The 24,737-nt window shown below is 64.3% G+C and carries 18 protein-coding genes and 1 pseudogene; 15 read left to right on the top strand and 4 right to left on the bottom strand.

Translation table 11 applies throughout. From position 1 onward, the window contains the following. Positions 1-334: 334 nt before the first annotated feature. From C5B91_RS16905 to C5B91_RS16840, 14 genes are all read left to right on the top strand, one after another. On the top strand, positions 335-1,072 hold the full coding sequence (locus C5B91_RS16905) for a 2-phosphosulfolactate phosphatase (protein WP_049968660.1): 738 nt from the start codon (positions 335-337) through the stop codon (positions 1,070-1,072). Further along, positions 1,065-1,862 (top strand): sugar phosphate isomerase/epimerase, encoded by a 798-nt coding sequence (locus C5B91_RS16900; protein ID WP_049968661.1) that lies wholly within the window; start codon positions 1,065-1,067, stop codon positions 1,860-1,862. Before C5B91_RS16905 ends, C5B91_RS16900 begins: the two co-directional genes overlap by 8 nt. A 270-nt stretch (positions 1,863-2,132) precedes the next feature. Beyond that, on the top strand, positions 2,133-2,996 hold the full coding sequence (locus C5B91_RS16895; RefSeq protein ID WP_233514281.1) for a hypothetical protein: 864 nt from the start codon (positions 2,133-2,135) through the stop codon (positions 2,994-2,996). 19 nt (positions 2,997-3,015) lie between these two features. Then, positions 3,016-4,833, top strand: a complete 1,818-nt coding sequence (locus C5B91_RS16890; protein WP_115820028.1) for an ABC transporter ATP-binding protein — start codon at positions 3,016-3,018, stop codon at positions 4,831-4,833. Then, on the top strand, positions 4,830-5,789 hold the full coding sequence (locus tag C5B91_RS16885; RefSeq protein ID WP_049968662.1) for an energy-coupling factor transporter transmembrane protein EcfT: 960 nt from the start codon (positions 4,830-4,832) through the stop codon (positions 5,787-5,789). Before C5B91_RS16890 ends, C5B91_RS16885 begins: the two co-directional genes overlap by 4 nt. Positions 5,790-5,993: 204 nt before the next feature. Beyond that, the gene (locus tag C5B91_RS16880) at positions 5,994-7,283 is read left to right on the top strand and encodes a sensor histidine kinase KdpD (protein ID WP_115820029.1); all 1,290 of its coding nucleotides are present in this window, start codon (positions 5,994-5,996) and stop codon (positions 7,281-7,283) included. A 102-nt stretch (positions 7,284-7,385) separates the two neighbouring features. Continuing rightward, complete coding sequence (gene rdfA, locus C5B91_RS16875; RefSeq protein ID WP_008096795.1) at positions 7,386-8,027, top strand: rod-determining factor RdfA; 642 nt, start codon at positions 7,386-7,388, stop codon at positions 8,025-8,027. Between the two features lie 204 nt (positions 8,028-8,231). Next, a complete protein-coding gene (locus C5B91_RS16870) occupies positions 8,232-10,175 on the top strand; it encodes an archaea-specific SMC-related protein (RefSeq protein WP_115820030.1) in 1,944 nt (647 codons plus the stop codon). A gap of 570 nt (positions 10,176-10,745) precedes the next feature. After that, positions 10,746-11,519, top strand: a complete 774-nt coding sequence (locus C5B91_RS16865; RefSeq protein WP_008096797.1) for an IclR family transcriptional regulator — start codon at positions 10,746-10,748, stop codon at positions 11,517-11,519. Positions 11,520-11,715: 196 nt separating this feature from the next. After that, entirely contained in the window at positions 11,716-12,669 is a 954-nt protein-coding gene (locus C5B91_RS16860) for a mannonate dehydratase (RefSeq protein ID WP_233514282.1), read from the top strand. Between the two features lie 170 nt (positions 12,670-12,839). Then, the gene (locus tag C5B91_RS16855; protein WP_233514283.1) at positions 12,840-13,910 is read left to right on the top strand and encodes a TRAP transporter substrate-binding protein; all 1,071 of its coding nucleotides are present in this window, start codon (positions 12,840-12,842) and stop codon (positions 13,908-13,910) included. Positions 13,911-13,935: 25 nt separating this feature from the next. Continuing rightward, positions 13,936-14,487, top strand: coding sequence for a TRAP transporter small permease (locus C5B91_RS16850; protein ID WP_008096800.1), 552 nt, complete (start codon positions 13,936-13,938; stop codon positions 14,485-14,487). Between the two features lie 48 nt (positions 14,488-14,535). Next, positions 14,536-15,834 carry a TRAP transporter large permease gene (locus C5B91_RS16845; protein WP_008096801.1) on the top strand — a complete coding sequence of 433 codons (1,299 nt, stop codon included), beginning with the start codon at positions 14,536-14,538 and terminating at the stop codon, positions 15,832-15,834. Between the two features lie 126 nt (positions 15,835-15,960). Next, on the top strand, positions 15,961-16,728 hold the full coding sequence (locus C5B91_RS16840; protein WP_115820031.1) for an SDR family NAD(P)-dependent oxidoreductase: 768 nt from the start codon (positions 15,961-15,963) through the stop codon (positions 16,726-16,728). On the opposite strand, the gene C5B91_RS16835 is transcribed toward C5B91_RS16840, so the two are convergent. The 3 genes from C5B91_RS16835 to C5B91_RS16825 all read right to left on the bottom strand — a co-directional run bounded on the left by C5B91_RS16835 (position 16,723) and on the right by C5B91_RS16825 (position 23,710). Then, positions 16,723-17,763, bottom strand: coding sequence for an NAD(P)-dependent alcohol dehydrogenase (locus tag C5B91_RS16835; RefSeq protein ID WP_115820032.1), 1,041 nt, complete (start codon positions 17,761-17,763; stop codon positions 16,723-16,725). The genes C5B91_RS16840 and C5B91_RS16835 overlap by 6 nt on opposite strands. Positions 17,764-18,250: 487 nt before the next feature. Next, entirely contained in the window at positions 18,251-21,424 is a 3,174-nt protein-coding gene (locus C5B91_RS16830) for a right-handed parallel beta-helix repeat-containing protein (protein WP_115820033.1), read from the bottom strand. Positions 21,425-22,141: 717 nt separating this feature from the next. Further along, entirely contained in the window at positions 22,142-23,710 is a 1,569-nt protein-coding gene (locus C5B91_RS16825) for a glycoside hydrolase 43 family protein (protein WP_008096806.1), read from the bottom strand. Positions 23,711-23,876: 166 nt separating this feature from the next. Here C5B91_RS16825 and C5B91_RS16820 point away from each other — a divergent pair. Continuing rightward, positions 23,877-24,380, top strand: a pseudogene (locus C5B91_RS16820) (inorganic phosphate transporter); the annotation flags it as partial. Here the strand turns inward: C5B91_RS16820 and C5B91_RS16815 are convergent. Continuing rightward, positions 24,381-24,704, bottom strand: coding sequence for a hypothetical protein (locus C5B91_RS16815; RefSeq protein ID WP_008096810.1), 324 nt, complete (start codon positions 24,702-24,704; stop codon positions 24,381-24,383). It lies immediately after the preceding pseudogene. Positions 24,705-24,737: the final 33 nt, after the last annotated feature.

The following is a 24,737-nucleotide window of genomic DNA, read 5'->3' as shown; positions in this document are numbered from 1 at the left end:
GTCGTGGTGCGAGAACGCAACCGAAGCGGCTCGGGTAGCTCTCGAGTGACGGCACGTTCGGTGCCTAATTTCGGGATAGAACTGGTGAGTTAGATATGTAATTCTTCAGTTATATTTTAGTCTTACTTTCTGATAATTTTTATCGAAGCGATAGTCGCGAGCCCGCTATCCGTCGATTCGAACACGGTTCTACACGACCGAACGACGCGGTACGCGCGAGTGACGAGTCGTATTGCCGGGGAACTACCGGCGGGCGAAGCGAACTACGGACAGTACGGTTCGATATATATCGCTACTAGCAATTGACTTGTAGGTGTTGTAGAGAACGTGGGCTATGTCCGCAGATGGACGACAGACAGCGGTGTTCGCAGAGACATTGATAGAGGGCTGTGAGAACATCCCGGCAGAACCGGCTCCGGGCGACTACGTCGTGGTCGACGTGACCCACTTCTCGGCGACCGTGGCGGAACTGCTCGCGCTCGGTGCGGAGTACGTCCACGTGACCGACGAACGCGGCGACGAACCGGCGTATCAGGAGGACCACCCCGAGTGTCTCATCGGCGGCGGCAAGACCGACGACTACGAGCCGAACCCCGGCTACGACTTCTTCAACTCGCCGAGCTACGTCCAGCGACTGGACCTCGACGGGCGACCGGCCGCGATGACCTCCACGAACGGCGGGCGCGCCGTCTCGACGCTCCGCGAGCGCGGAGGTCCCGATGTCGAGGTGTTCGTCGGCGGCTACACGAACGCCGCGGCGGTCGCGGACCTGCTCGAAGACCGCGGGCGGCCGGTCACCATCGTCGCTAGCGGGTCGAGCGGCCAGCCGACGTCCGACGACACGCTCGGCGCGGCGCTCATCGACGACTACCTCCACGGCGACGGCCTCACCGACCGCGACCGCGAGCGGTACGCGCGCCTCCTCGTGACGGCGAAAGGGCCGCGATACGAGCAGAAACACGAGATTCGGCGGCGCGACCTCCACGAGTTCGAGACGGCCATCGACTCTCGCTCGGTCGTGCCCGTCCTCCGCGGCGACCGCCTCGTTCCCGCAAGCCAAGTCGATGTCTGAGGCGACGCCCGTCCAGCGACCGCGGTTCGGCGCGTCGATGGACATCCGCTATGCGGCCAACGTCGCGTCGTTCGCCGAGTTCCTCCGCAGATTCGACCTGAATCACGTCGAACTCCGTGCGGGCTATCTGGACGTTCGGGCGGACGAGCGAGACGCCGAGCGCCTGCGGGCGGTCGCCGAGGAGTTCGACGTGAGCTACACGGTCCACGGCCCGCACCTCGACGTCGCCCCCGGGAACGTCAACGAGCGCCTTCGGAAAGCCGCGGTCGCGGCGACCAAAGAGGCAATCGAGCTCGCCGCGGCAATCGACGCCGGCGGCGTCATCGTCCACGGGGGCTCGGTTCGGGCTCGGTACCCCGAACACGTCCGCGAGCACACCCGCGCGCAGGCGGTCCAGACGCTCCGCGAGTGCGCCGAATTCGCCGCCGAGGCGGGCGTTCCGGTCTGTCTCGAAAACCAGCGCGACAAACCGGGAACGCGTCGGCACACGGCGACTCCGGACCGACTCGCAGCGTTCCTCGACGACGTCGGCGTCGGCGACGAGTTCCTGAAGCTGACGCTCGACGTGGGCCACGCGAAGGCGACCGGCGTCGACTACCGACGGTTCGTCGAGCGGTTCGGCGACCGAATCCAAGTCGCGCACCTCCACGACAACGACGGGACGGAAGACGCGCACGAACCGCTTCCGTCCTTCCGGTCGGTGGCCGCGGACATCGACGCCCCGTACAACGTCTTGGAGATGAAGTCCCGCGCAGACGTCGAGCGCTGCGTGGGCGCGACCGACGCCTGACGGTCGGCGTCGGTGTCGATGTTGGTGTCGGCGTCGCCACCGCTCAGTTCATTTTTCGACGCGAACAGTCACTCAGGAGCACCCGAATCGGTCCGCGAGCGCCGCAACCGCAGAGCGTCCGAAGTACGTCCGGAGGGAATCCAGAGCGCAATATATCGACGCGATTGCTATGTACTGCCACCGACCACTCCACAGAGTACAGTCCGATATACAGTCGTACGTCATACTCATACCAAGCGTTAAACAGGTTGCTTAACCACCACCACCCGGATGGTGACAACGTCCAACAACTCGAGTAGTGCGTTCAGTTTCGACCATAGGGACATGATGGCGTTCATCCTCGTCATGTCGCTACACGGTCTGCAGAGCATGATTACGGAACTTCTCCCGGAGTTCTCGATAGGCGGGTTAGGCGTCTCTATCGGACCGTTCTGGTTCGTTGCGATGTCGGTCGTCCTCCTGTTCCGCTCGTTTTGGGCCTGTCTCGCGATTCCGGTCGGCGGCATCGTCTTCGGAGAGATTCTCATCGGTGACTTCAGCGCGCTCGGAGCGGTCGAAGGGCTAATCGTCGTCACGCTGTCGTGGTTCTTCGTGATGTCGCTCATCACGGACCCGAAAGACGTCAAGCAAATCGCGGCGCTGGGCTTCCTCGCGAAGGCGATGGAAGAGACCGCGGCGTGGTTCATCGACGTCGGGAAGTTCTACATCGGCGTCGAAGAGCTCGAAGCGATTTCGTGGCTCCCCGAGACCGTGTGGGCCACCGAGGGAATCGGTGCCCTGCTTCAGATTATCATCGCCGGCGTCGTCTTCGGGGCGATTCCGACCCTGTTCCTCTACCCGCGGCTCCGCGGGAAGATCGAACCGCTACTCGGCATGAGTCCCGTCGAGGGGCGCGACGGCCCGATGTTCACGCGCACGTCCCTGAAGCGACTCATTGCGTGGGTGGCGCTGATTCCCGTCGCGTTCGCGTTCGAGACGCTGAGCGAGACCAGCGGCGGGCTCATCACGTTCACGCCGGAGTTCGTCGAAACGTACGGCCAAGCGTTCCTGTTCGTGCCGATTGCCATCGCGGCGGTCATCTCGTTCGGGCTCGTCGCCTACCGCCAGCGCAAGGTCGGCGGCCTGCAGGACTGAACCCCATCGCTTTGTTTTTATGAGCAGCAACAACATCGTCGTCGAGAACCTGACGTTTCAGTATCCCGGCGGCAACGAGGCGGTACTGCGCGACGCGAGCGTGACGATTGAGCCGGGCGAGTTCACGGCCGTCGTCGGTGGCAACGGCAGCGGAAAGACGACCCTGTGTAAGACGTTCAACGGCCTCATCCCACACTTCTTCGAGGGGACGTTCGACGGGCGGGTCACCGTCGCCGGCACCGACACCCGCGAGTCGGACGTCGCCGAACTCTCGAAGACGGTCGGCTACGTCTTCCAGGACTTCGAGAACCAACTCGTCCAGGAGACGGTCCGCGACGACGTGGAGTTCGCACCGCTCAACTACGGCCTCGACGACTACGCCGAACGGGCGACCCGCGCCCTCGAAACCCTCGGTCTCGACCACCTCGAAGACCGGTTCATCTGGGAACTGAGCGGCGGCCAACAACACCTCGTCGCGCTCGCGGGGGTGCTCGCGATGGATCCCGAGTTCATCTTCGTCGACGAGCCCGCCGCACAGCTCGACCCCCGAAACGCCCGCGAAACGTACGAACAGCTCCGACGACTCAACGAGAAGCAGGACAAGACGGTGATCGTCATCGAACACCACTCCGAGTTCATCGCCGACTACTGCGACGAGATGGTGCTCGTCTCCGACGGCGGGGTCGCCTGGAAAGAGCCGGTCGAGGTCGGGCTCAACAGGCTCGACGACCTGCTCGCCCACGATATCCACCCGCCGCAGGTCACACAAATCGCCGACGGCCTGCCGACCGAAGTGGGAACCCTGCCCAGCGGTCGGTATCCCGTGACCGTCGACGAGGCGGAAACGGCGTTTCAACCCGCGGCGACGCGCGGCTCTCGGGCCGCCGTCGACGGCGGCGCGGTGGCAACAGGTACAGACGCCGCCGAGCTGACCGAGCGCGAGCGGGACGGGGACGCGGTAGTGACGATGCGGGACGTCGGTCACGGCTACCCGACGCTTCGCGAGGGGTACAATCGCGTGCTCGACGGGCTGGACCTCGAACTGTACGAGGGCGACCGGGTCGCATTGGTCGGTGCCAACGGGTCCGGGAAGTCGACGCTGTTGCGGTTGATTACGGGGTTAGCGTCCCCGGACCGAGGGACGGTGACGGTCCTCGGGCGCGACACGAGCGAGACGCTCCCCGAGCAACTGGCCGACGACACCGTCTACATCCACCAGAACCCCGAGGAGATGTTCGTCGAGGACACCGTCCGCAAGGACGTCGCCTACTACCTCGAGAACCGCGACGCCCCGAACGTGGACGAACGCGTCGACGAGATTCTCGCGTATCTGGACCTCGAACACCTCGCGGACCGCGACGGCCGCCTGATGAGCCTCGGCCAACAGCGCCGCGCGTCGCTGGGAATCGGGCTTGCGACCGACCCGACGGTCGTCCTCTTGGACGAGCCCACGGGCAGTCTCGACCTCCAGAGCCGCCGCGAGGTGACCGGAATGCTCCGGAAGGCCGAGAGCCGCGTCGAAACTGTCGTCGTCGCCTCCCACGACCTGCAACTGGTCGCGGCGTGGGCCAATCGCGTCCTCGTCATGGGCGAGGGCGAAGTGCTCGCGGACGCACCGCCGGAGGCTGTGTTCTCCGACCCGAACCTCCTCGCAGCGACCGATTTGCGACAGCCGCAGGTGGTCGAACTGAGCCGGCGACTCGGGCTGAAATCCCCCGCGCTTAGCACCGAATCGATGTGTGAGACGCTAGCCCGGTCGTTCGAGGACGACGCACTCGCCGACGGCGGTGTCGCCGATGTCAGCCCCGGAGGCGAGTCGAGCGGAGGGACGCGATGAAGTACGTCGACGCGCTCACCGACATCTCGGTCGCCGACATCAAGGTCGACTTGATGCGGACCGCCTACGACAACGAGGACGCGCTGTTGAACAGCTTCGACCCGCGAGTCGTCCTGCTGTGGACCGTACTGTTCATGATTATCCCGTGGCTGTTCTACGACACGCTTCCGCTGGCCATCCTGCTCGCGGCGGCCTTCGTGCTCGCCGCGCTCTCGCAGGTCAGCAAGTACCTGCTCGCGTTGCTCCTGTTCGGCCAAGTCACCAACGTCGGCTTTTTCGTGGTGTTGGTCCCGCTCATCGGCGGGACGATTCGGGCGGTCGGTCACTTGGGTGAGAACGCCGGTCGGGTCGTCGCGGGCGTCATGGCGGGCGACGCGAGCGTGTTCGCCGAGACCGGGACCATCGTCGCGGCCGCGGTCGGCCGGGGTATCCATACCGCCACGACCAGCCAGGAGGTCGGCATCGACGCCGTCGGGGCGCTCGTCCCGTTCTTCCTCAAGCTCACGATTATCTCGGTCATCAGCCTCGCCGTCTTCTCGGCGATGAGCCCGCAGAAACTCAGCAAGGGGATGTTGCGCTTGGGCGTCCCCCGACAGCTCACGTTCGCAATCGCGTACGGCTACCGGATGATGCCGCTTCTCGTCGAGGAGTACCACGCGCTCATCAACTCCTTCCGCCTTCGAAGTAAGGTACCCGAAAAGCAGGGGCTGTTCAGGTGGCGCTACTTCTACTACCTGCTGACGCTCTCCGTCAAGGCGTTCTACCCGCTGATTTTCAACGTGGCGAAGCGCGCGCGGGTCACCGTGGAGGCGATGGAGACGAAGGGGTTCTCGCGCTCGCTGGGCGACGAACAGAGTCAGTCCCTCCGGACCGAGGGCATGATGGTTCGGACGCGAGACGTCACCTTCGTCTTCGGATCGCTGCTGTTCGTCGCCGCAGTCTGGGTGTTTACCTGACCGACGCTCGGCGACCCCGGACTATTTTCGACTCTGTACGGCTCCGTACGACTACCGAACACAGTGTGTCGCTACCGAACGGAAAGTGAGGCAGACAATCCACATAGCAACCACTTCGTCGGTCATCGCCGTCGACGAGAGTATGCGAACGAAACAGAAGCCGACGGTCGTCCGCGGGAGGCGCTCGGGGCGTGGTGTCCCGAGATGAACTCCGAAGCTCGGACGGAGAGAATACCCGCTACCGAACCGGAATCGACGGGCGAGAAACCCATCGGAGCAGCACAGCGATTCCTCCCGTGGGTAGTCGCCGTCGGGTCGGTTATCCCGGTCGGCGCGCAGGTCGTGGTGCTCCCGCCGGACCCGACGACGACAGCGCTCGACCTCGTCGGCGAGGGCGTCGTCGTCGCCGTCCTCTTCGCGTGCCTATTCGTGGTCCGACGAGTACACGCACCGTCTGTCTTCTACCCGCTGGCGGGCGGCGTCGCGGCCTCGTACCTGTTCGCGCTGACCGACTTCCTCGACGAGTTCGTCGAACAGCCCGTCTGGTTCAGCTATCTGTTCGAAGACGGTGCACAGGCGGTCGGCGCGGCGCTCCTCGTGTTCGGCATCTACCGGTGGACCGTCGCGCGTCAGCGACGGGAGACCGAACTCCGCCAACAGCGCGAACAGCTCGCCGTCCTCAACCGTGTCCTCCACCACGACATCCGAAACGACGCGCTGGTCATCCGCGGGTGGGCGTCGGTCGTTCGGAAGGAGGCGGGGTCGGCGGCCGACGAGCGGCTGGAGAACATCGTCGCCGCGAGCAACGGCATCATCGACCTCACCGAGAGTACGGCGCAGTTCACCGACGTGCTCACCTCGGAGCGGACCGCCGACCTCGAACCGAAGCCGCTGGCTGAGACCATCGAGACGGAGCTTCGGAAGGCTCGCGCCGCGCACGACGCCGACGTGGTCGTCTCCGGAGACCTCCCCGACGTGGACGTCCTCGCCCACAGCATGCTCTCCGCGGTCTTCCGAAACCTCCTCGTCACGGCCGTTGAGCGGGCGGACGCCGAGCGTCCGCGAATCCGCCTGCGCGCCGAGCGCGGCGCGGAGACCGTGACTGTTCGCATCTCCGACGACGGCCCGCCGTTCCCGGAAGACGCCTTCCCGGACGCGGGCGAGACCGTCGCGGGCTCTCCCGAGTCTCGGTCCGGTCTCTCGCTCGTCGCCGCGCTCGTCGAGCAGTTCGACGGAACCGTCGCGGTCGAAAACGACCCCGACGGCGGTGTCACCGTCGCCGTCAGGCTCAAACTCGCCGAACACGCCGCGACCTCCCCCGCCGACCGAGTCACTGAGGGGGTCAGTGACACCGAATCCTCGTCCTCGGCGTCGCGCCCGGTGACGGACGTCGACGCGGACGACCGAGAGGACTTCGCCGCCGTGCACTCGGACCGCGAATCGCCGGCCGGTCGGGGGGCGTCGACCGGCCGCGGCGACGCCGCTAACTACTGACCACCCATCTCAACTCGCCGTTGTACCCTCTTTAGGCCCTCATCCGGTACCCCGTCTCACCGCGCGTCAAGCATATGTGTACTCCCCGAATAGCAGTCGGCAGTGAGCGACTCACACGACTCCCCGGGTGGAAAGCGCGGCCCCGAGAGCAAGGTCAGCCGACTACTCCGCGAGCGCGACCTCGACGGGTTCGGCGCGGAGCTCGAACGGCGGTGGACCGCCGAGGCGGACGCGCGGTCGAGCCTCCGTGACCTCGCCGACGCGTTCAACCGACGGCTCCTCCGCGCGGCGCTCGACGAGCGGAACGAGCGCGTCATCGACGGCGAGGTCGAGAATCTGTACCGCGTGCTCACCGACGACGGCGTTTCGAGCGGGGCGCGAACGGAGGCGGTCCGCCGACTCGAACGCGCCGGCGTCGACGTAGAGCGACTCGAGACCGATTTCGTCTCGCACCGGGCGATGCGGACGTATCTCACCTCGTACCGCGGCGTGACGCCGCCGTCGGAGACCGACCGCGACAACGGTGACCTCAGCGAGCGCCGGTCCCAAACCATTCGACGCCTGCTGGGTCGCGTCGAGCGCGTCACCGACAGGTCGCTGTCCGACCTCGCGGCCGCCGGCGAACTCGACGTCGACCCCGAGACCGCCGAGGTGTACGTCGACGTTCGCGTCCATTGCCCGGGCTGTAACTCCCAGTACACGGTCGACGACCTCATCGACCGGGGCGGTTGCGACTGCGAGTAGTCCGTTTCGCGCTTTCCGAACCGCGGTATGGAGCGACCAGTGACGACCGAACTCTCGCGAGCTCTCGGGTCGAAAAGCGTTCCATCGATAGCTTTGGAACGTGTTTGTGGCACCCGGGACAAGAGACACGTTCCAATGATAGTAATGGAACGAGTTTTGGAAGCGTCACCAACTGTTTTCACGGACCCCCGTGTCGAACATCGTATGGCCACGACGAACGGACCGGCCCGCCTGACCGTCACGCGATTCGCCGGTCTCGACGACGCGACCGTCGAGTTCGAGCCCGGCGTCTCCGTCGTCGCGGGACGGAACGCGGCCGACCGAACACCGCTCATGTGGGGTCTCGCGGCCGCGCTGGGAAGCGATGAACCTCCGTTCGAGGAGAGTGCTGACGGCGGTCGGGTCGAACTCGCCGTCGGGAGCGAGGTGTGCACGCGGGCGTTCGTGAGGGAGGGAGACCGCGTCGTCGCGTCCGGCGACCCGTATCTCGAAGACTCGACGACCGCAGACCTGTTCGCGTTCCTGCTCGGTTCCAACGAGACCCGGCAGGCGGTGACCGGCGACCGCGACCTGCGGGAGTTCGTCACGCACTCGGTCGACACCGACGCCGTCAGCGAGGAAATCGCCGACCTCCGCGCCGAGCGCGCCGAGTTAGACGACCGAATCGCGGAGCTGTCCGCGCTCGAATCCGAGCGCCCGCGACTCCGCGAGCGCCGCGACGAACTGAACGCGGCTGTCGAGCGCTTGGAAGCCGAGTTGGCAGACCGACGAGAAGCGCTCGCTCGCATCGAGCCGTCGGCGGTCGACGCCGACGCTGACGCGCGGAGGGAAACCGACACCGATACGCCGGACGCGGAGGCGCGAGCGGACCGATTACGGGAGTTGAACGCGACGCTCGACAACGCCCAGTTCGAACTCGAGGCCCAGCGGGAGTCACTTGACGCGCTCGACGCCGAACTCGGCGAGGTCGAATCGGAACTCGCGTCGTGTCCCGCCGACCCCGCCGGCGAACTCGACGGTCTGACCGACGAACTCTCCGAGTCGCGCGTGCGAAAACGACGGTTAGACGCGGATATCACCGACGTTCAGCGAACGCTACGGTTCAACGAGCAGTTCCTCACGTCGGGGACATCGCCCGTCGCCACGAGCGCGGGCGAAGACGGCGGGCCCGACGGCGACGGCCGGGTCGTCTGCTGGACGTGCGGGACCTCCGTCCCCGAAGCGAGCATCGAATCGACGCTCGACCAACTCCGGACGCTCCGCGACGACCGTCGCGAGGAGCGCGCCGAACTCACCGAGCGTCTCGAACGACTGCAAGAACGCCGGTCGGAACTCGAAGACCAGCGACGACGGCGACGCGACCTCGAAACACGACGCGAGGAGTTACGCCGCGAGCGCACCGAGCGCCGGGCGCGAGTCGAGGACCTCGAAGCCCGACGCGACGACCTCGAATCGGATATCGCCGACCTGAGACGTGACGCCGGGGCCGCGGAGGCGGACGACCGCGCCGCGGTCCTCGCTGCCCACCGGGAGGTCACCCGGGTCGAGTTCGAGTTGGAACGGCGACGCGAGGAGCGCGCCGCCGTCGTCGATGACCTCGATTCCCTCGAAGCCCAACTCGACCGACGGGCGGACCTCGAAGCGCGGCAGGACGGAATTGACGACCGAATCGGCGAGCTTCGCGGTCGTATCGAACGACTCGAACGCGCGGCCGTCTCGGCGTTCAACGACCGAATGGCGGACGTTCTCGACGCCCTCGAATACGACCGCCTCGCCCGTCTCTGGATCGAGCGACGGAACGACGGAGACTCTCTCGATGACGCGGACGCGGCTCCCGCGGGGCGGTTCGTCCCGCACATCGAGCGCCGGACGGACGATGGTACCGTCTACGAGGACGTTATCGACCACCTCCCGGCCTCCGAGCGCGAGCTTATCGGTCTCGTGTTCGCCGTCGCCGGCTACCTCGTCCACGAGGTGTCCGACGAGGTCCCGTTCTTCGTTCTCGACTCGGTCGAGGCCATCGACGCCGAGCACGTTCGCAGGCTCCTCGCCTACGTCGGTCGGGATGCCGACTACGTCGTCGTCGGCCTGTCCGGAGAGAACGCGCAGGGTCTCCCGGACTCGTACCGACGACTTCGGGCTCCGTGACCACGAGTTGCGGTCCGAAACGACCCGTCTGTGACAGACATAGCTCTGTAATTACAATCCGATAAAACCGAATTGCTCGAGGAGGTACCCGAGCCCACCAAGAGTTACACGGGTAGGCCTGTTATGCACGGCAGGTCCCCATCCGAAGCAACATCACAGGGACCGCATGTAGCCGGGACGCGAGCGGCGGAGTTCGCGCGCCCCGTCGGCTCGTTTCGTGCTGGTGAACCCGTCCGAAACGGGAATCGGCGACAGAGCCTGGTTGTTCGCGACGGATCGCGATTCTACTAATAGTAGAGTCAAGTGACGCGGACGAGCGCCTCTGTTCTCGGTGTGGCGCGTGGGCACACGTGACTAATTGAACGGGAATCGAACCTCACGTATCGAATCACTCACCGATTTGGATTAATTATGAACATTCGTCAATCGCCAGAGAGCCACCCCACGGTATCGGTACGACGGCAGCGAGGGCAAACCCGCGTGCGACGGCGTCGGTCGCGGTCGCTCCCGACTTCGTGGGACGCTTCCACCATCAGTAGAATTTATCTGTCCCGCTCCGAAAGGCGAACCATGGCACCTAACGAAAGCGAAGGCGGCGGCAAGCGCGTGAAGGCGGTCATGCGCTCGTACCGGGTAATCGGCGTTCTGCGAGAGCAGGGAACGGTGCGGATTAACGACGTCGCGGACGCGCTCGGGGTGCCGACCAGTACCGCGCACGTGCATCTGAAAACGCTCGAGGCGGCGGGGTACGTCGTCAAGGACGAACACGGGTACCGACTCGGCCTTCGGTTCCTCCGCGACGGAAGCATCACCCGGGGGCGCTTGGACGTGTACGGCGCGTCGCGGTCCGAAATCAAGGACCTCGCGGAGTCGACCGGTGAGGTGGCGAATCTCGGCGTCGAGGAGAACGGACAGCGGGTCATCGTCTACCAGGCTGAGGGCGACAAGGCGGTGTACGACAACGCGCCGATCGGTGAGTTCACCCACATGCATTGGACCGCGCTCGGAAAGGCGATTCTCGCGGAACTCCCCGGCGAGCGGGTGACCGAAATCGTCGACGAGTACGGGCTCCCGACGAAGACCGACCACACGATCAGCGACCGGGACGCGCTCCTCGAAGAACTCGAGACGATACGGGAGCGAGGGTACGCGCTCGAAGACGAAGAGCGGAGAGACGGGATTCGGTCCATCGCGGTTCCGCTGGTCAGCGACGGGTCGGTCATCGGCGCGGTGTCGCTTTCCGGACCGAAAGAGCGGTTCAACGACGACCGAATCGTAGACGAACTGTTCCCGGCACTCAGAGACCGGAAGAACGTCATCGAGGTCAAGTACGCGTACGACTGAGCGCCATCCCCCGGTCGTTTCATCGAGTCGAACGAAACCGTTCCACTATGAGTGGATTACAACTTCACGAAGATACGTTATGGATTCGAAACTGGCTATAGAGTGGCTCTAGAGGCTGATTCGGTGGTTCGCCGGACGACGACGCCGACATCTGTGCGAAACGCTTTTACTTGGAGTGAGTCTGGGATGTGAGTGTATGAATCCAGCAGTGATGCTGCCTCCCTCCCCGGACAGACGGTGGACCCTCGCCAAGCAACTCGGCGTCGAAAGCGCCGTCGTACGGTTCTGGGGCGTCGACGACTGGTGGGAGTACGAGACGTTACTCGAAACCCGAAACCGGTTCGCAGACCACGGATTCTCACTGGACGTCGTCGAGGACCGCCCGCCCATGGAGCGAACGGTCCTCGGTCAGGAGGGTCGAGACGAGGAGATCGAGACGGTGAAACGGCTGCTTCGGAACATGGGACGCCTCGGCATCGACGTGTACTGCTGGGTGTGGACCGAAAACCCCGTCGGCGTCCTCAGAACCTCCGATTCGATTCCGGACCGCGGTGACTCGCTCGTCACCGGGTACGACCACGAGTGGATAGAGCGCGCCGAGGACCACCCTGCGGCGGGTATCACCGAGGAGGAACTGTGGGACAACCTCCAGTACTTCCTGGACGAGGTCGTGCCGGTCGCCGAGGAGGCGGGCGTCAAGATGGCGCTCCACCCGGACGACCCGCCGGTCGAGGAGCTTCGGGGAGTTCCCCGCCTCGTCACATCGCTCGAACGGTACGAGCGCGTCTTGGAACTCCACGAGAGCCCCAACCACGGCGTCACGTTCTGCCAGGGGAACTTCGCCGCGATGGGCGAAGACGTCCCGTCGGCGATTCGACGTCTCGGAGAGCGGATTCACTTCGTCCACTTCCGCGACGTCGAAGGGACGCCCGAGTCGTTCGTGGAGACGTGGCACGACGACGGGCCCACCGACATGGCGGCGGCGATGGAAGCGTACCAAGACATCGGCTTCGACGGGGCGATTCGCCCCGACCACGTCCCCAAGATGCTCGGCGAGGAGGACCGAGCGGAAGCCCACGCGGGGTACACCGACATGGGCCGGCTGTTCGCAATCGGCTACATGAAGGGCCTCATCGAACGCGGACAGTAACGCTGTAGCCCGACCGGTCGGCCTCGCCTCGACTCGATCGGTGACTGCCGGCGACTGCGGCGAGTGACGAGTCGAACTACCCGGAGCAGATGACATCTACCCTATGATATATTATTAAAATGAATTATTGCGATAGATATAAGTGCCAGTGTAGAATCGTTGTGAATGGTATGCGTAGACAAAGCCGACGGAGCTTCATGGAACAGCTCGGGCTACTCACTGGCACCGGGGCAATCGCATCGATGGCTGGCTGCATGGGCGGCGGTTCCGGCTCCGGAACCGACGGCACGACCGGTTCGGACGACTCAGACACCGATACGACGGAGAGCGGTGGCGGCGGTCAGAGCCAATCGCTCATCATCGGGAGCGTCTTCCCCAGCGGGCACGTCATCAACGAGATGGCCAAGGAGTGGGCCTCTTCCGTCGAAGCGGAGACCGAGGGGCGAGTGGCGATCACCATCGAGGAGTCCTTCGGTGGCGAAAAGGAGGTCATGGAACAGACGCAAATCGGCTCCATCGACGGGACCATCATCGGGACGCGCTGGGTCATCGACTACGACCCCAAGAACTTCTGGGTCGAGTCGCCGTTCGTCTTCGAGGGCTGGGAACAGCAGCGGCGCGCCTTCCAGACGGAGTTCTTCGACGACGGCCGACAGCGCCTCCGCGAGCAGGGTAAACAGATGCTCGTGAACGAACCGGTGTACCGCGGCTACCGACACACGACCGGGAACAAGGCCTTCGAGACGCCCGAGGACATTCAGGGAACCAACCTGCGGGTGCCCGACCTCACCCCGTGGGTGAACATCTGGAGCGGCATCGGCGCGAGTCCGACCACCGTCGCCTTCGACGAACTCTACAGCGCGCTGCAGCAGGGCGTCGTCGACGCTCAAGAGAACCCCGCCGAGACCGTCCGGTCGTCCTCGCTGTACGAGGTGCAGGACTACTACACGCTGACCAAGCACCTCGCGTCGACGGGGTGGTTCACGCTCGGCACCCAGGCGCTGTCGAACATCTCCGACGAGGACCAGACGACGATGGTCGACTCGTTGACGTCCAGCATCCAAGAGCTCAGCAGCAGCATCGCTGAATCGGAGTCACAGGCCATCGAAGCGCTGAAAGAACAGGGAATGAACGTGGTCGAACCCGACCGAGACGCGTGGTTAGAGGCGGCGAAAGAGCCGCTCCAAACGCAGTTCGAGGAGAACTGGGAACCGTCGCTCGAAGAAGTGCGAAACATTTGAGCGGACGCTTACTCGTAGAGCACCCATGGAAGAAGTAAATCTCGCAACGAAACTCGGCCGGCTTTTCGACGGGTTGGTCACATCCATCGCGTTAGCACTCTACGTGCTGATGATACTCGTCGTCGGGTTACAGATTCTGACCCGCTGGGTCCTGGGTTCGATACTCGGGTCGAGTCTCCCGTGGACGGTCAATCTCTCGCAGATGCTGCTCGTGTACATCACGTTCTTCGGCGCGGCGGTCGCCAGTCGAAAGCGACAGCACATCTCGCTCGACCTCCTCGTCTCGCGGCTCTCCGACGGCGTCATCCGGGTGCTAACCGGTCTTCGGACGCTCCTCATCCTCGCGTTCGTCGGCGTCATGGTCTCCGGAGCGTACCCGTTGTACCTACAGAACCGGGGATTCGGGATGGGAGCGCTCCCGTCGCACCCGCCGTTCACCGAAGCGTGGCTGTACGTTCCCGCCGTCGTCGGCGGTGTCTGTATCGCGATCTACGCGCTTCGCGACCTGTGGCTCGTCGCCGTCGCGCCAGAAACGATTATCGAGGACATCAAAGGAGAAGACGAAAATGCAGAGTGAGCACCGCCTCCGCGCCGAGACGCGTCCGCTTCAGGGAGGGACCCGATAATGGCCGATGTCGTTCTGCTCGGACTGTTCATCGGCGTCCTGCTCGTCCTGTACCTGTTCGAAGTCCCCGTCGTGTACGCGCTGGGGCTGACGAGTCTCATCCTCATGTGGACCACGTCGATTCCGTTCGAGCCGCTTCTGGTCGCCCAGACGATGGTCTCCGGGACCAACTCGTTCGTGCTGTTGGCGATTCCGCTGTTCCTCCAGACGGGGCTGTTGATGAACAAGCTCGGCCTGACGGACGTCATCTTCGACTTCGCGAAGGCCATCGTCGGCCCGATTCGCGGCGGGCTCGCTCACGTCAACATCGTCGCCAGTATCATCTTCTCCGGAATGACGGGGACCGCCGCAGCGGACGCCGCGGGCCTCGGCGCTATCGAGTACCGCGCGATGCGCGAGGAAGGATACGACCAGGGATTCAGCGTCGCCGTCACCGGGTCGTCGTCCATCATCGGCCCGATTATCCCGCCGAGCGTCCCGCTCATCATCTACGGGATTCTCGCGCAGGTCTCCATTGGCACGCTGTTCATCGCCGGACTCGTCCCGGGGCTGGTGATGGGCGTCGGACTGATGGCGCTGTGTAGTTTCTACGCCCATCGGAACGGCTACGAGAAGGGCGACTGGTGGTCGCTCGGCGAACTCGGCCGGACCTGTTACCGGGCGCTGCCCGCGCTCGGCACCCCGGCGCTCATCATCGGCGGGATTCTGGGCGGCTGGTTCACCGCGACCGAGGCGGGCGCAGTCGCGCTGTTCTACACGCTCATCATCGGGACCGTCTTCTACGACGGCCTCTCTCGGGAGGAACTCGTCGCGTCGTTCGACGAGGGGATGACCCACACCGCGACGCTCACGTTCATCGTCGCGGCGGCGTCCCTGTACGGCTTTCTCATCCGTCGCGCACAGCTCCCGGAGATTCTCGCACAGGCCATCACGGGCGTCTCGACGGACCCGCTCGTGCTCATGTTGCTCATCGCGGGCGTTCTGTTCATCGTCGGGCTGATGTTGGAGACGATTGCGGCGATAACCATCCTCACGCCGGTGTTCCTCCCCATCGTCGAGCAGACCGCTATCAGCCCGATTCACTTCGGCGTCGTGATGATCGTCACGCTGATGATCGGCCTGCTCACGCCGCCGTTCGGCGTCATCCTGTTCGTGCTCAACGCCGTCACCGGCGTCTCGCTCGAACGGATTACTCGGCACATGGTCCCGTTCTACCTGCCGCTTCTGTTGACCCTCCTGTCGATTATCGTCTTCCCGGAGCTCGTCCTCTGGCTGCCGCGCGCGATAGGGCTCGCCTGAGCGGCGCTCCAATCTCTTTTTACAACGGCTACCGCCGGCGCGTAGATGACGGTCCGGGAGCGATTCGCTTCGCGAGTTCGTCTGTCGACCGCAAGAGTTAGCATGTCGTAGTCGGTGGAATCGGATATGGTGGAGAAATCACCCACGGTTACCGTATCGGATAGCGCTGCGGTCGTCATCGGCGGCACGAGCGGCATCGGTCGGGCCATCGCGCTCGCCTTCGCCGACGACGGTGCCGACGTTGTGGCGACGAGTCGCAGCGCGGACGCCGTCGAGGAGACCGCCGAGGAGCTCCGCGACCGCGGCGCGAAGACCGCCGAGGTGACGTGTGACGTCCGAGACGACGAGTCGATAGAGAACCTCTACGAGGTCGCCAGCGACGCCATCGGAGACGTCGACATCCTCGTGAACTCGGCGGGGTCGGTCGCGAGAGCGTCCGTCTCGGAGATGAGCGACGACCAGTGGAGTCAAGACATCGACGTGAACCTGTCGGGCGTCTTTCGGGCGTGCCGCGTCTTCGGCCGCGAGATGGAGTCCGGGAGCATCGTGAACATCTCCTCGATGTCAGCACGGCAGGCCCGCGAGGAGCGCCCGGCCTACTGCGCCGCGAAGAGCGGCGTGAACGGGCTCACGCGCGCCGCGGCGGCCGACCTCGCGCCCGACGTGCGCGTCAACGCAATCGAGCCGGGGTTCGTCAATACCCCGCTCGCGGGCGACGGCTTCAACGAGGGAACCGAACTGCGAAAGAAGATAGACGAGGGAACGCCGATGGAACGCGTCGCGACGCCGGACGAAATCGCGGGCGCGGCCGTCTACCTCGCCAGCGACGCGGCGTCGTTCACGACGGGCGCGGTCATCACCGTCGACGGCGGCTACAACGACAACGCGTTATAGCTCGTCGCTGACGCGGATTACGCCTTTTACTTCTTCGGGCTCGGCCGCGCGGTCAAACGCGGCCTGCGTGTCCTCGAACGACGACTCGAAGGTCACGATACTGTCGACGTCGAACCGACCCGTCTCGATTCCCTCGATGGCCTTCGGGTACGTGTTACTGAATCTGAACGAGCCCTTCAGGTCGTACTCTTGCCCGATGGTCTCGACGATGTCGGTGGGGAACTCGGGTTCGAGGGGGATACCGACGAAGACGACGGTGCCGCCGCGTTTGACGGCCTCGGTCGTCGTCTCGATGGCGCCGCCGAAGCCGGAACTCTCGAGGACCACGTCGACGCCGCGTTCGTCGACGTGTTCGCGAATCGTCTCGACGGGGTCGGACTCCGTCACGTCGACCGCGTAGTCGACGCCGCGGGACTCGGCCAGTGCGAGCTTTTCGGGGACGACGTCGGTCAGGACGACCGTCTCGGCCCCGCGGGCCATCGCGACTTCCGAGACGAGCTGACCGATGGGGCCGCCGCCGGTGACCAACACCGTGTCCCCGTCGGAGACGCCGCCGCGCTGACAGGCGTGCATCGCGACGCTCAGCGGTTCCGCGAGCGCCCCTTCGCGGAGCGACACCGAGTCCGGAAGCGCGTACAGGTATTCGGCGGGCCACGCGACGTACTCGGTCAGCGCGCCCTCGACCGGCGGCGAAGACATGTACTCCATATCCTCACAGAGGTGGTAGGTGTCGTCGCCGGCGCAGTACCCGCACTCTCCGCACGGGAGACCGGGTTCGATTGCCACGCGGTCGTCGGGACCGACGCGGGAGACCCCGTCGCCAACCTCGACGACGGTACCGGCGGCCTCGTGACCGAGGACGTGGGGGAACTCGACGACGTTGCCCCCGTTTTCCCCGTGTTGGTAGTAGTGTAAGTCGGACCCGCAGATGCCGACGCGGTCGATTCGAACCAGAACTTCGTCGGGGGCGATTGTCGGGAGGTCTCGCTCGACAAGTGTGAATTCACTAACAGCTGTGAGCTCGCAGGTTCGCATGCTTGTACCGAAGAGAATTACGGTTATATTCCTTTTGCCGCGTGGGTCACGATGGGCGATAGCGTGGAGCGTATTCACCGCGCTCGACCGGTGAGTTCGCCCTCTCAGAGGATAGTTAACAGAGACAGACTAATCCTGCTATCGTTCTATAAACGCACATCTTCACGTAGAGACTATAATCTGAATTATTTGAGTTATTTATTATTCATATACTATATCCGACTTTGAGGACTATACCTCCACAAAATAGCAGATATGAATTTCAAACAGAATTAGTTCTAACAACCCAACGAGGACCCGAGTGTCAGAATTGTTCAATTTGAACACTAATATCGGCCCATTACCGCTACGGTTTTACACTGATAGAGGTGGAACACACGACAGAACCACGGCGCGACACGCCCTCGGCCGCGGGGCCGAACGTCACGATACGCCGTCGCGTGGCGGGACTCTCCCCGCGGCGGTCGTCGTGGGGCGCGTTGGGCGTTCATCCTCGCATCGCCAAGACGTACGCGACGCCGGTGAGGCCGGCCCACGCGACACCCGCGGCGAGGCCGACGCCGATCAGCGAAGCGGTGCCGACGAGGCCGCCGATGAGCCAGACGAGGACGGCCGCGCCCGCCAACAGCTGTATTCGAAGGCCGCTCACCGGGGGCGACCGACGCTGAAGGGTCAGCGCCATCCCGTAGCCGCCGAGACCCAGCGCACCCACGTAGAGCCCGCTTCCGAGAAGCCCCCACACCGAGGCCAGTCCGCCGAGGAACCCGTCGTCGGTCGAATCGTTCGTCGGCGAGTGAGACGTGGTCGTCGCCCCCGCCGTGTTCGGCGAGGTCGCTGTCGTCACCGATGGAGTCGCTTCGGGCGGCGCGACACCAACCGTCGCCCTGACGGTGTCGCTGTCGATACCGAGCCGACTCTCGACGGCTAACCCGACGTCGAGAGGCTGTTCGCTCATCGTGACGCTGAGTTCGGGGGTCGACTGCACCGCTCGCTCGGTCCCGTTCACGAAGAAGTGATAGCGACCGACTGGGGAGGTGTCGCTCGTCGAGCCGGCCCCGGACAGTCGGAGTTCGTCCGCGGCTGTCGCTGTCGCCGGGGCGTCGATTCGGGCAGTCGGCCGAGTGTACAACTCGTCGGGTGCTGCGGTTCGGAACGGCGTGAAATCGACCCAGCCGCGCTCGGTGACGACGGGGTTCCCCTCTCCGGACGGAAGAATCGACGAGTGATACGGACCGCTGGCAGCGCCCCAGTAGTTGGACTCGGCGTCGACGGTCCGAATCGGGTCCACCACGATTCGGGCGGTCGCGTTCGCGCTGACCAGCCGCTCGATGTCGACCGTCAGACCCCGGTCTTGGCCGTAGATACTGTTGTTGACGACGTGGTGGGTCCTGGTTCCCTCGCCGGCCGTTTGGACCCCGATGCCGGTCGGAAGCGCGCCGCTCACGCGACGAATCGTCAGGGCGCTGGCTTCCGCGCTCCGCGTCTCACTCTCGCCGTCCGTCCGTAGGACGACGACCGTGTCGTCCCAGAGCCGAGCGACCGTGAGCCGCTGTGTCAACTCGGGATTGGCGACGAGTTCTTCCAGCGGAACCGTCGACTCTGCTTGGTTGATGATCGCACCGGACGCCCCCTCCGCGACGTACACCCCCGTTCCCGGCGTCACTCCCGAAACGGGAACCGGGTCCGCAAAGGCGTTCGTGTTGAACACGATGTCGTTGTCTCGAACGTCGGTCTCGACGACCCCGCGGACGACGACGCCGTAGGAGTTGGCGGCGATAGTGTTGTTGGCGACCGAAAGCTCGCCGCGGTGCGTTATCGGGCTGGCGACGAGCAGCCCCGCGCCGGCGTTGTTCGCCAGTCGGTTCTCGCTGACGTTCGTCCGGTGAATAATCAGGTCCGAGCGGACCGAAACGGCGTGGCCCCCGTTATCGCGGACGGTGTTATTCCGGACGGCGACCCCGCGTGCCGCCGCTCCCGTCCGGAGCTCCAGTCCCGCTCCTCCGTTGTCCCGGACAGCGTTATCCGCCAGTGTGAGACCCGATACGACGGTCCCATCGAGGGCGAAGCCGTCGCCGCCGTTCTCGACGAGGCGGTTCCCGCGAACGTCGCTCCCCCGCGTCAGCCAGTTATCGACGTGGACGGCGTCCCCGCCGTTACCGCGAATCGCGTTGTCGGTGAGTTGCAGATTCAGTTCGAGACTGCGAGCGGTGAGGTCGACGCCGTGGCCGACGTTGTCCGCCAGCGTGTTGTCACGGATGGTGACCGCGCCGGGTTGCGGGAGTTGGGTCCCAGACTGGCGGATACGGATGCCGGTCTGAGCGCCGCGAACCTCGTTTCCGACCACGGTCGCCGTCGTTTCGTCGCGAGCGTCGAGTTGGATGCCGGCGTCACCGGCGGTGATTTCGTTGTGCAGCAGCGTCGTGTCGCTCCGGGCCGCACGAACCGCGATTCCGCTGCCCGCGGTCGCCGAAATCTCGTTGTTCAACAGCCAGAGCCGGCCGATACCGTCGGCGGCGACGAAGACCCCGTTCCCGTTGATATCGCGGAACGACGACTCGCGAACGGTGAGCTGTCGCACGCGCGTCGTAGACGCGGCGCGCTCGTCGACCGGCGACGTGACGTTTCCGACGGTGAGCGAGCCCCGAACGCCGTCCGAGAGCTGTGAGACTGTCCCCTTGCGGAGGTCGACCGCAACGGGATAGAACCCGCGTGTCTCCGGGTTGACGACGTCCTCGTACTCCACGAGGAGTCGGCCGTCGCTCGGAATGCTGACCGGCCTCGACAGCGAGATTCGCACGCGACCGTCCCGCGCCGAGACGTCCGTGACGAACGAGTCGAACGACCGCTCTATCGTTCCGTTTCGGTTGCTATCGAGACCGATGCGTTCGATGCTCTCCGCGTCGACGTCGTCGACGGAGCCGGCATCGGCGTACCGGAGTTCCACCGCGTCGAAGGTCACACCGACGCCGGCATCGAGCGACAGCGTGTGGACCGACCGCTCTTCGCGCTCCGCGGGTGACGCCGTAATCGAGGTCTCGCCGGTCGCGCCCGACAGGGGCGTCGCCCGAATCGCGTGCCCGTCGATGCGTCGGAACGCCGACCGCTCGATGGTGATCCGCGGCGTCTCCGCGGCGTCGTCGACAGACAGCCCGGCCTTCGAGAAGTCTCGGAACGTCGAGTCGGTAATCGTAATCGACCCGTCTGCGCGGGACACGGTGACGCCGCTCGTCCCGCCCTGCAGGGTCGTGTTGCGCACGACGAGTCGGGACTCACTCGTCCCGTTGTAGCGGATGCTCGCCCACCGGCGGTCGGCCGCGGCACCCGCGGACCGCGAAACCGTCACCGGTCGGGCCGCCGTGCCGTCGACGACGAGTGAGCCGTCGACGGAGAGCGTGATTCCCTCGGCGAGTTGAACGTCGGTCCCGGGTCGTATCGTCAGCGTCGTCCCGGGGTCGATGTGGACGCTCTGGATGATTCGGTAGGGGCCATCCTCCGGCGTCCACGTCGTGTCCGCGGCGATGTCCGATTCCACGAACGTCGTGCTGGTCTCGTTTTCGACGGCCGCGACCGGGCCGGCGAGGGGGACGAACAGCGCCGCGACGACGAGTACGACGAGCGCCTGTCGAGTCCGAGTGAGATGGGAGGGAGTAGAGAACGTCATGCGTCGGTCGAAGATACGGTATAAGTGCCTTCCGCGTGGTATAAATGAAGTGGTACTCGGCTCTGAAATCGACGGCGGTCTGCCAGCGGGCGTCACGACCTAACGTTCACGCGACGAGACGCCGACCGTGACTCGAATCATTGGCTGAGTAGATAATAAAATAATATTGAACTTACCTCGTAAGTATAAGAATAACAACCTATTTTCGAGACCACCGGCGAGACAGCGAACGCGAACAGTACCAGGCGCTTGGTGACGAGCGCACGCAGACAAGAACGCTCTCAGCTTGCGAGTGAGATCGCATGGCGAGCGAAGAAGTAGTGGGCGAGAAATAGGGATAGTATAGAATAGAAGGCATATATCGTCCCAATCGCCTATTATGAACGTAGAACGTACAAAATACGAAATCTATAATCTGTCGTAGAGCACGTCTCAACGATATATGAGAGAGTGTGAGGGAACGGCCCGGGATGTCTTAGAGTAACTGCCTTATATCACAAAATATTTATAAATTTAACAGAATGAATCTATTTCGTATATGTTATTTAAATCAACATGAAATGGGTTCCAAGACACCAGAACGCTGTGCGTTCTGGGAGCGCCTATCAGGTGTTCGCGGTCCAGCACTACGTGACCGGGTGTCCACTCGCAAAGCGTCTCGTCAACGCTGTACAGTTCTCGTACACAATTCGGTAGCAAGCCTACAAGCCCACGACTTCAGTCGTGGGTCGCTGACTCGCTGACCTCGAAGTACTCGAAGTCGCAGTACCCACCGTCGACCGCAGATTCGCTCGACTGCGCGACGAACAAACCGATTTTGGCACCGATCCAGCGTCCCTGCTGGGCTTGGAACGGCTCTCCAATCGACTCGAAGCCGGCATCGTCGGTCGCGTACGCGAACTGGACGCGCCCCCCGTCTTCGACAGTCGCCCGCAGTCGTGCGGACGAGCCCCGGAGGGGTACTCGTTCAACGACCGTGTCAAGGTCACCCTCTGATGGGCTGGTGTTACGAGCCTGTATCAGATTGACTCCGTCCGTGGTCTTACGGACACTGAGGTAGGCGTACTCGGAGCCCATGACGAGAAGCCCTCCGTGTCCGGTTCCTTCTTCGAGGCCGCACCGGACTTCCGTCGTCGCCGTGAACGCCGGGGCGGGGAACTTCTGGAGGAGGAGGCTCGGGACGGACCACAGATTCTCAGACGCATCGACACGCTGTTGGAATAAACGGAGTGCGTCGGGGCGGTCAGTAAGCGAGTGCCAACCGAACTTCGGGTTCCCGTGCCACTGCCACTGGAGCCCTAAGCGGGCCGCTTCGAAGTCGTCGGAGGTCTGCGGGACCATCGTCGGAAGCGTCTCAGCGGCGACGTCGGGCTTTTCGTGCGTTCGGACCGGCTCGCCGGTCCCATCGCCGTCCTCGTCACGACCGATGACGGGCCACCCGTCGGCCCAAGCGACCGGCTGGAGGTGGACGATGCGGCCGTACGGGTCGACCTCTTGGAAGTGGACGAACCAGTCCTCGCCGCTGTCCAAGCCCACCAGTGCTCCCTGGTGCGGCCCGTTAATCGGTGTCTCCCCCTGGGCGAGGACGATTCGGTCGTCGTACGGGCCGTAGATGTCGTCCGAGCGCAGGACCGTCTGCCACCCATCGCTAACGCCGCCGGCGGGCGCGAAGATGTAATAACTCCCGCCCCGCTTGTACAGCTTCGGCCCCTCGATTGTCGGGTGGTCGTCGTGGCCGTCGAACACCTGTCGGCTTTCGCCGGTGATGTGTGTCCCGTCGGGTGCCATCGGGGCGATGTTGAGCACGCTGTTGAATCCGGCACGGCTCTTCGCGAACGCGTGAGCGAGATACGCGTTCCCGTCGTCGTCCCACAGCGGTGCCGTGTCGATCCACCCCTCGACCTCGTGCACGAGCGTCAGATCGGACCACCGACCCCGGGGGTCGTCGGTCTTGGTCATGTAGACGCCGCGGTCGGGGTCGCCGTAGAAGATGTAGAACGTCCCCTCGTGGTAGTTGATCGAGGGCGCCCAGACACCGTTCCCGTGCTGCGGACGGTCGAAATCTGGTGGTAACTCGTCGATGGCGTGATTGATGAGTCGCCAGTTCACGAGGTCGCGCGAGTGGAGTATCGGAAGCCCCGGGACGGCGTTGAAGCTCGAAGCGGTCATGAAGAAGTCATCACCCACGCGAACCACGTCGGGGTCGGAGTAATCCGCGTAGATGATCGGGTTCCGATACCGGCCGTCGTCGAGGGTCGGTCCCCAGACTGCTGCGGTGTGTTTCATGATAGCTGACAACAAGTAACGCATGAATAAACGTTGTGTTCAGGTCTCTCGATTGCACGGCGTTGAACGCTCTCACCAGACATTCGGTACTGGGGGCATCGGGTGGTTGACGACGGACGCGTCCCGCGTGAGACGAACCATATCGAGTTGCAGTCGACGAACCCGCCGCGACGAGACCGCCGGTATCAATCAGTTTCTGGTCACGCTGGGACTCATCGTCGTGTTCACGAGCGGTGGCACGCAGATCGGCTTGGCGACCGGCCCGCTAGAGGCCGTGTTCGAAACGGACCTCCAGCTCTCGTCGATTTCCCTGCTCGCACTCGGCGGCGGTGGGATTCTCCTCGGGGCGTGGATCAGAGGGCCGCGGCTCGTCCGAGCCGTCTCGAACGAATACGCCACGCTCGGGGCGAGACGGTCGATCGCCGCCCTGATTCCCACCTTCCTGATCGCACAGCTCGCAATCGTACTGGGAATCCCGATCTCGTTCAACAAAGTGATGATCGCGAGCATCGTCGGGAGTGGTCTCGCCGCCAGCTCGTCGGACGGAAGCGGCGTCTCACCGCGGAAAGTCGGCATCGCGCTCGGGTCGTGGCTCGGGTCGATACCGGGTGCAGGCGTCATCAGCTACGGCCTGTACAATCTGTTGAACGCGGTTCCGGGCGTGGGGTGATCAGGAGACGATTTGGTCGATAATCTCTTCTTCGGCGGCCCGAGTCTTCATCTCCTCCCACGTCTCGAAATCAGTTCTGTCGGCGACGTACTCGTCGAGTCGGGCACGCGAGATGTCCCGTGCGTCGGCAACGTCGTCGAACGCCCACGGGCTCTGATCGCAGAACGCGGCAAACGAGTCGAACTCGGTGTGGTCGCGCATGAACGGTTGCGAGAAGAAGACGTCCGAGTGGACCCGGGTACCCGCTTGCAGTTCGCCGATTCGGTTGAGGGCGTTCCCGACTCGTTCCTCGAGATCCTCCAGTCCAGCAATCTGAAGGTCCATACCGGAGGTGATGTCTCGATGCGGGTAAAAGCC

It is taken from the genome of Haloferax sp. Atlit-10N, from assembly GCF_003586325.1.
In the GTDB taxonomy this organism is placed as follows: domain Archaea; phylum Halobacteriota; class Halobacteria; order Halobacteriales; family Haloferacaceae; genus Haloferax; species Haloferax prahovense.
Note: the sequence above shows the minus strand (reverse complement) of the source record. Positions and strands in the feature narration are given on the sequence as shown.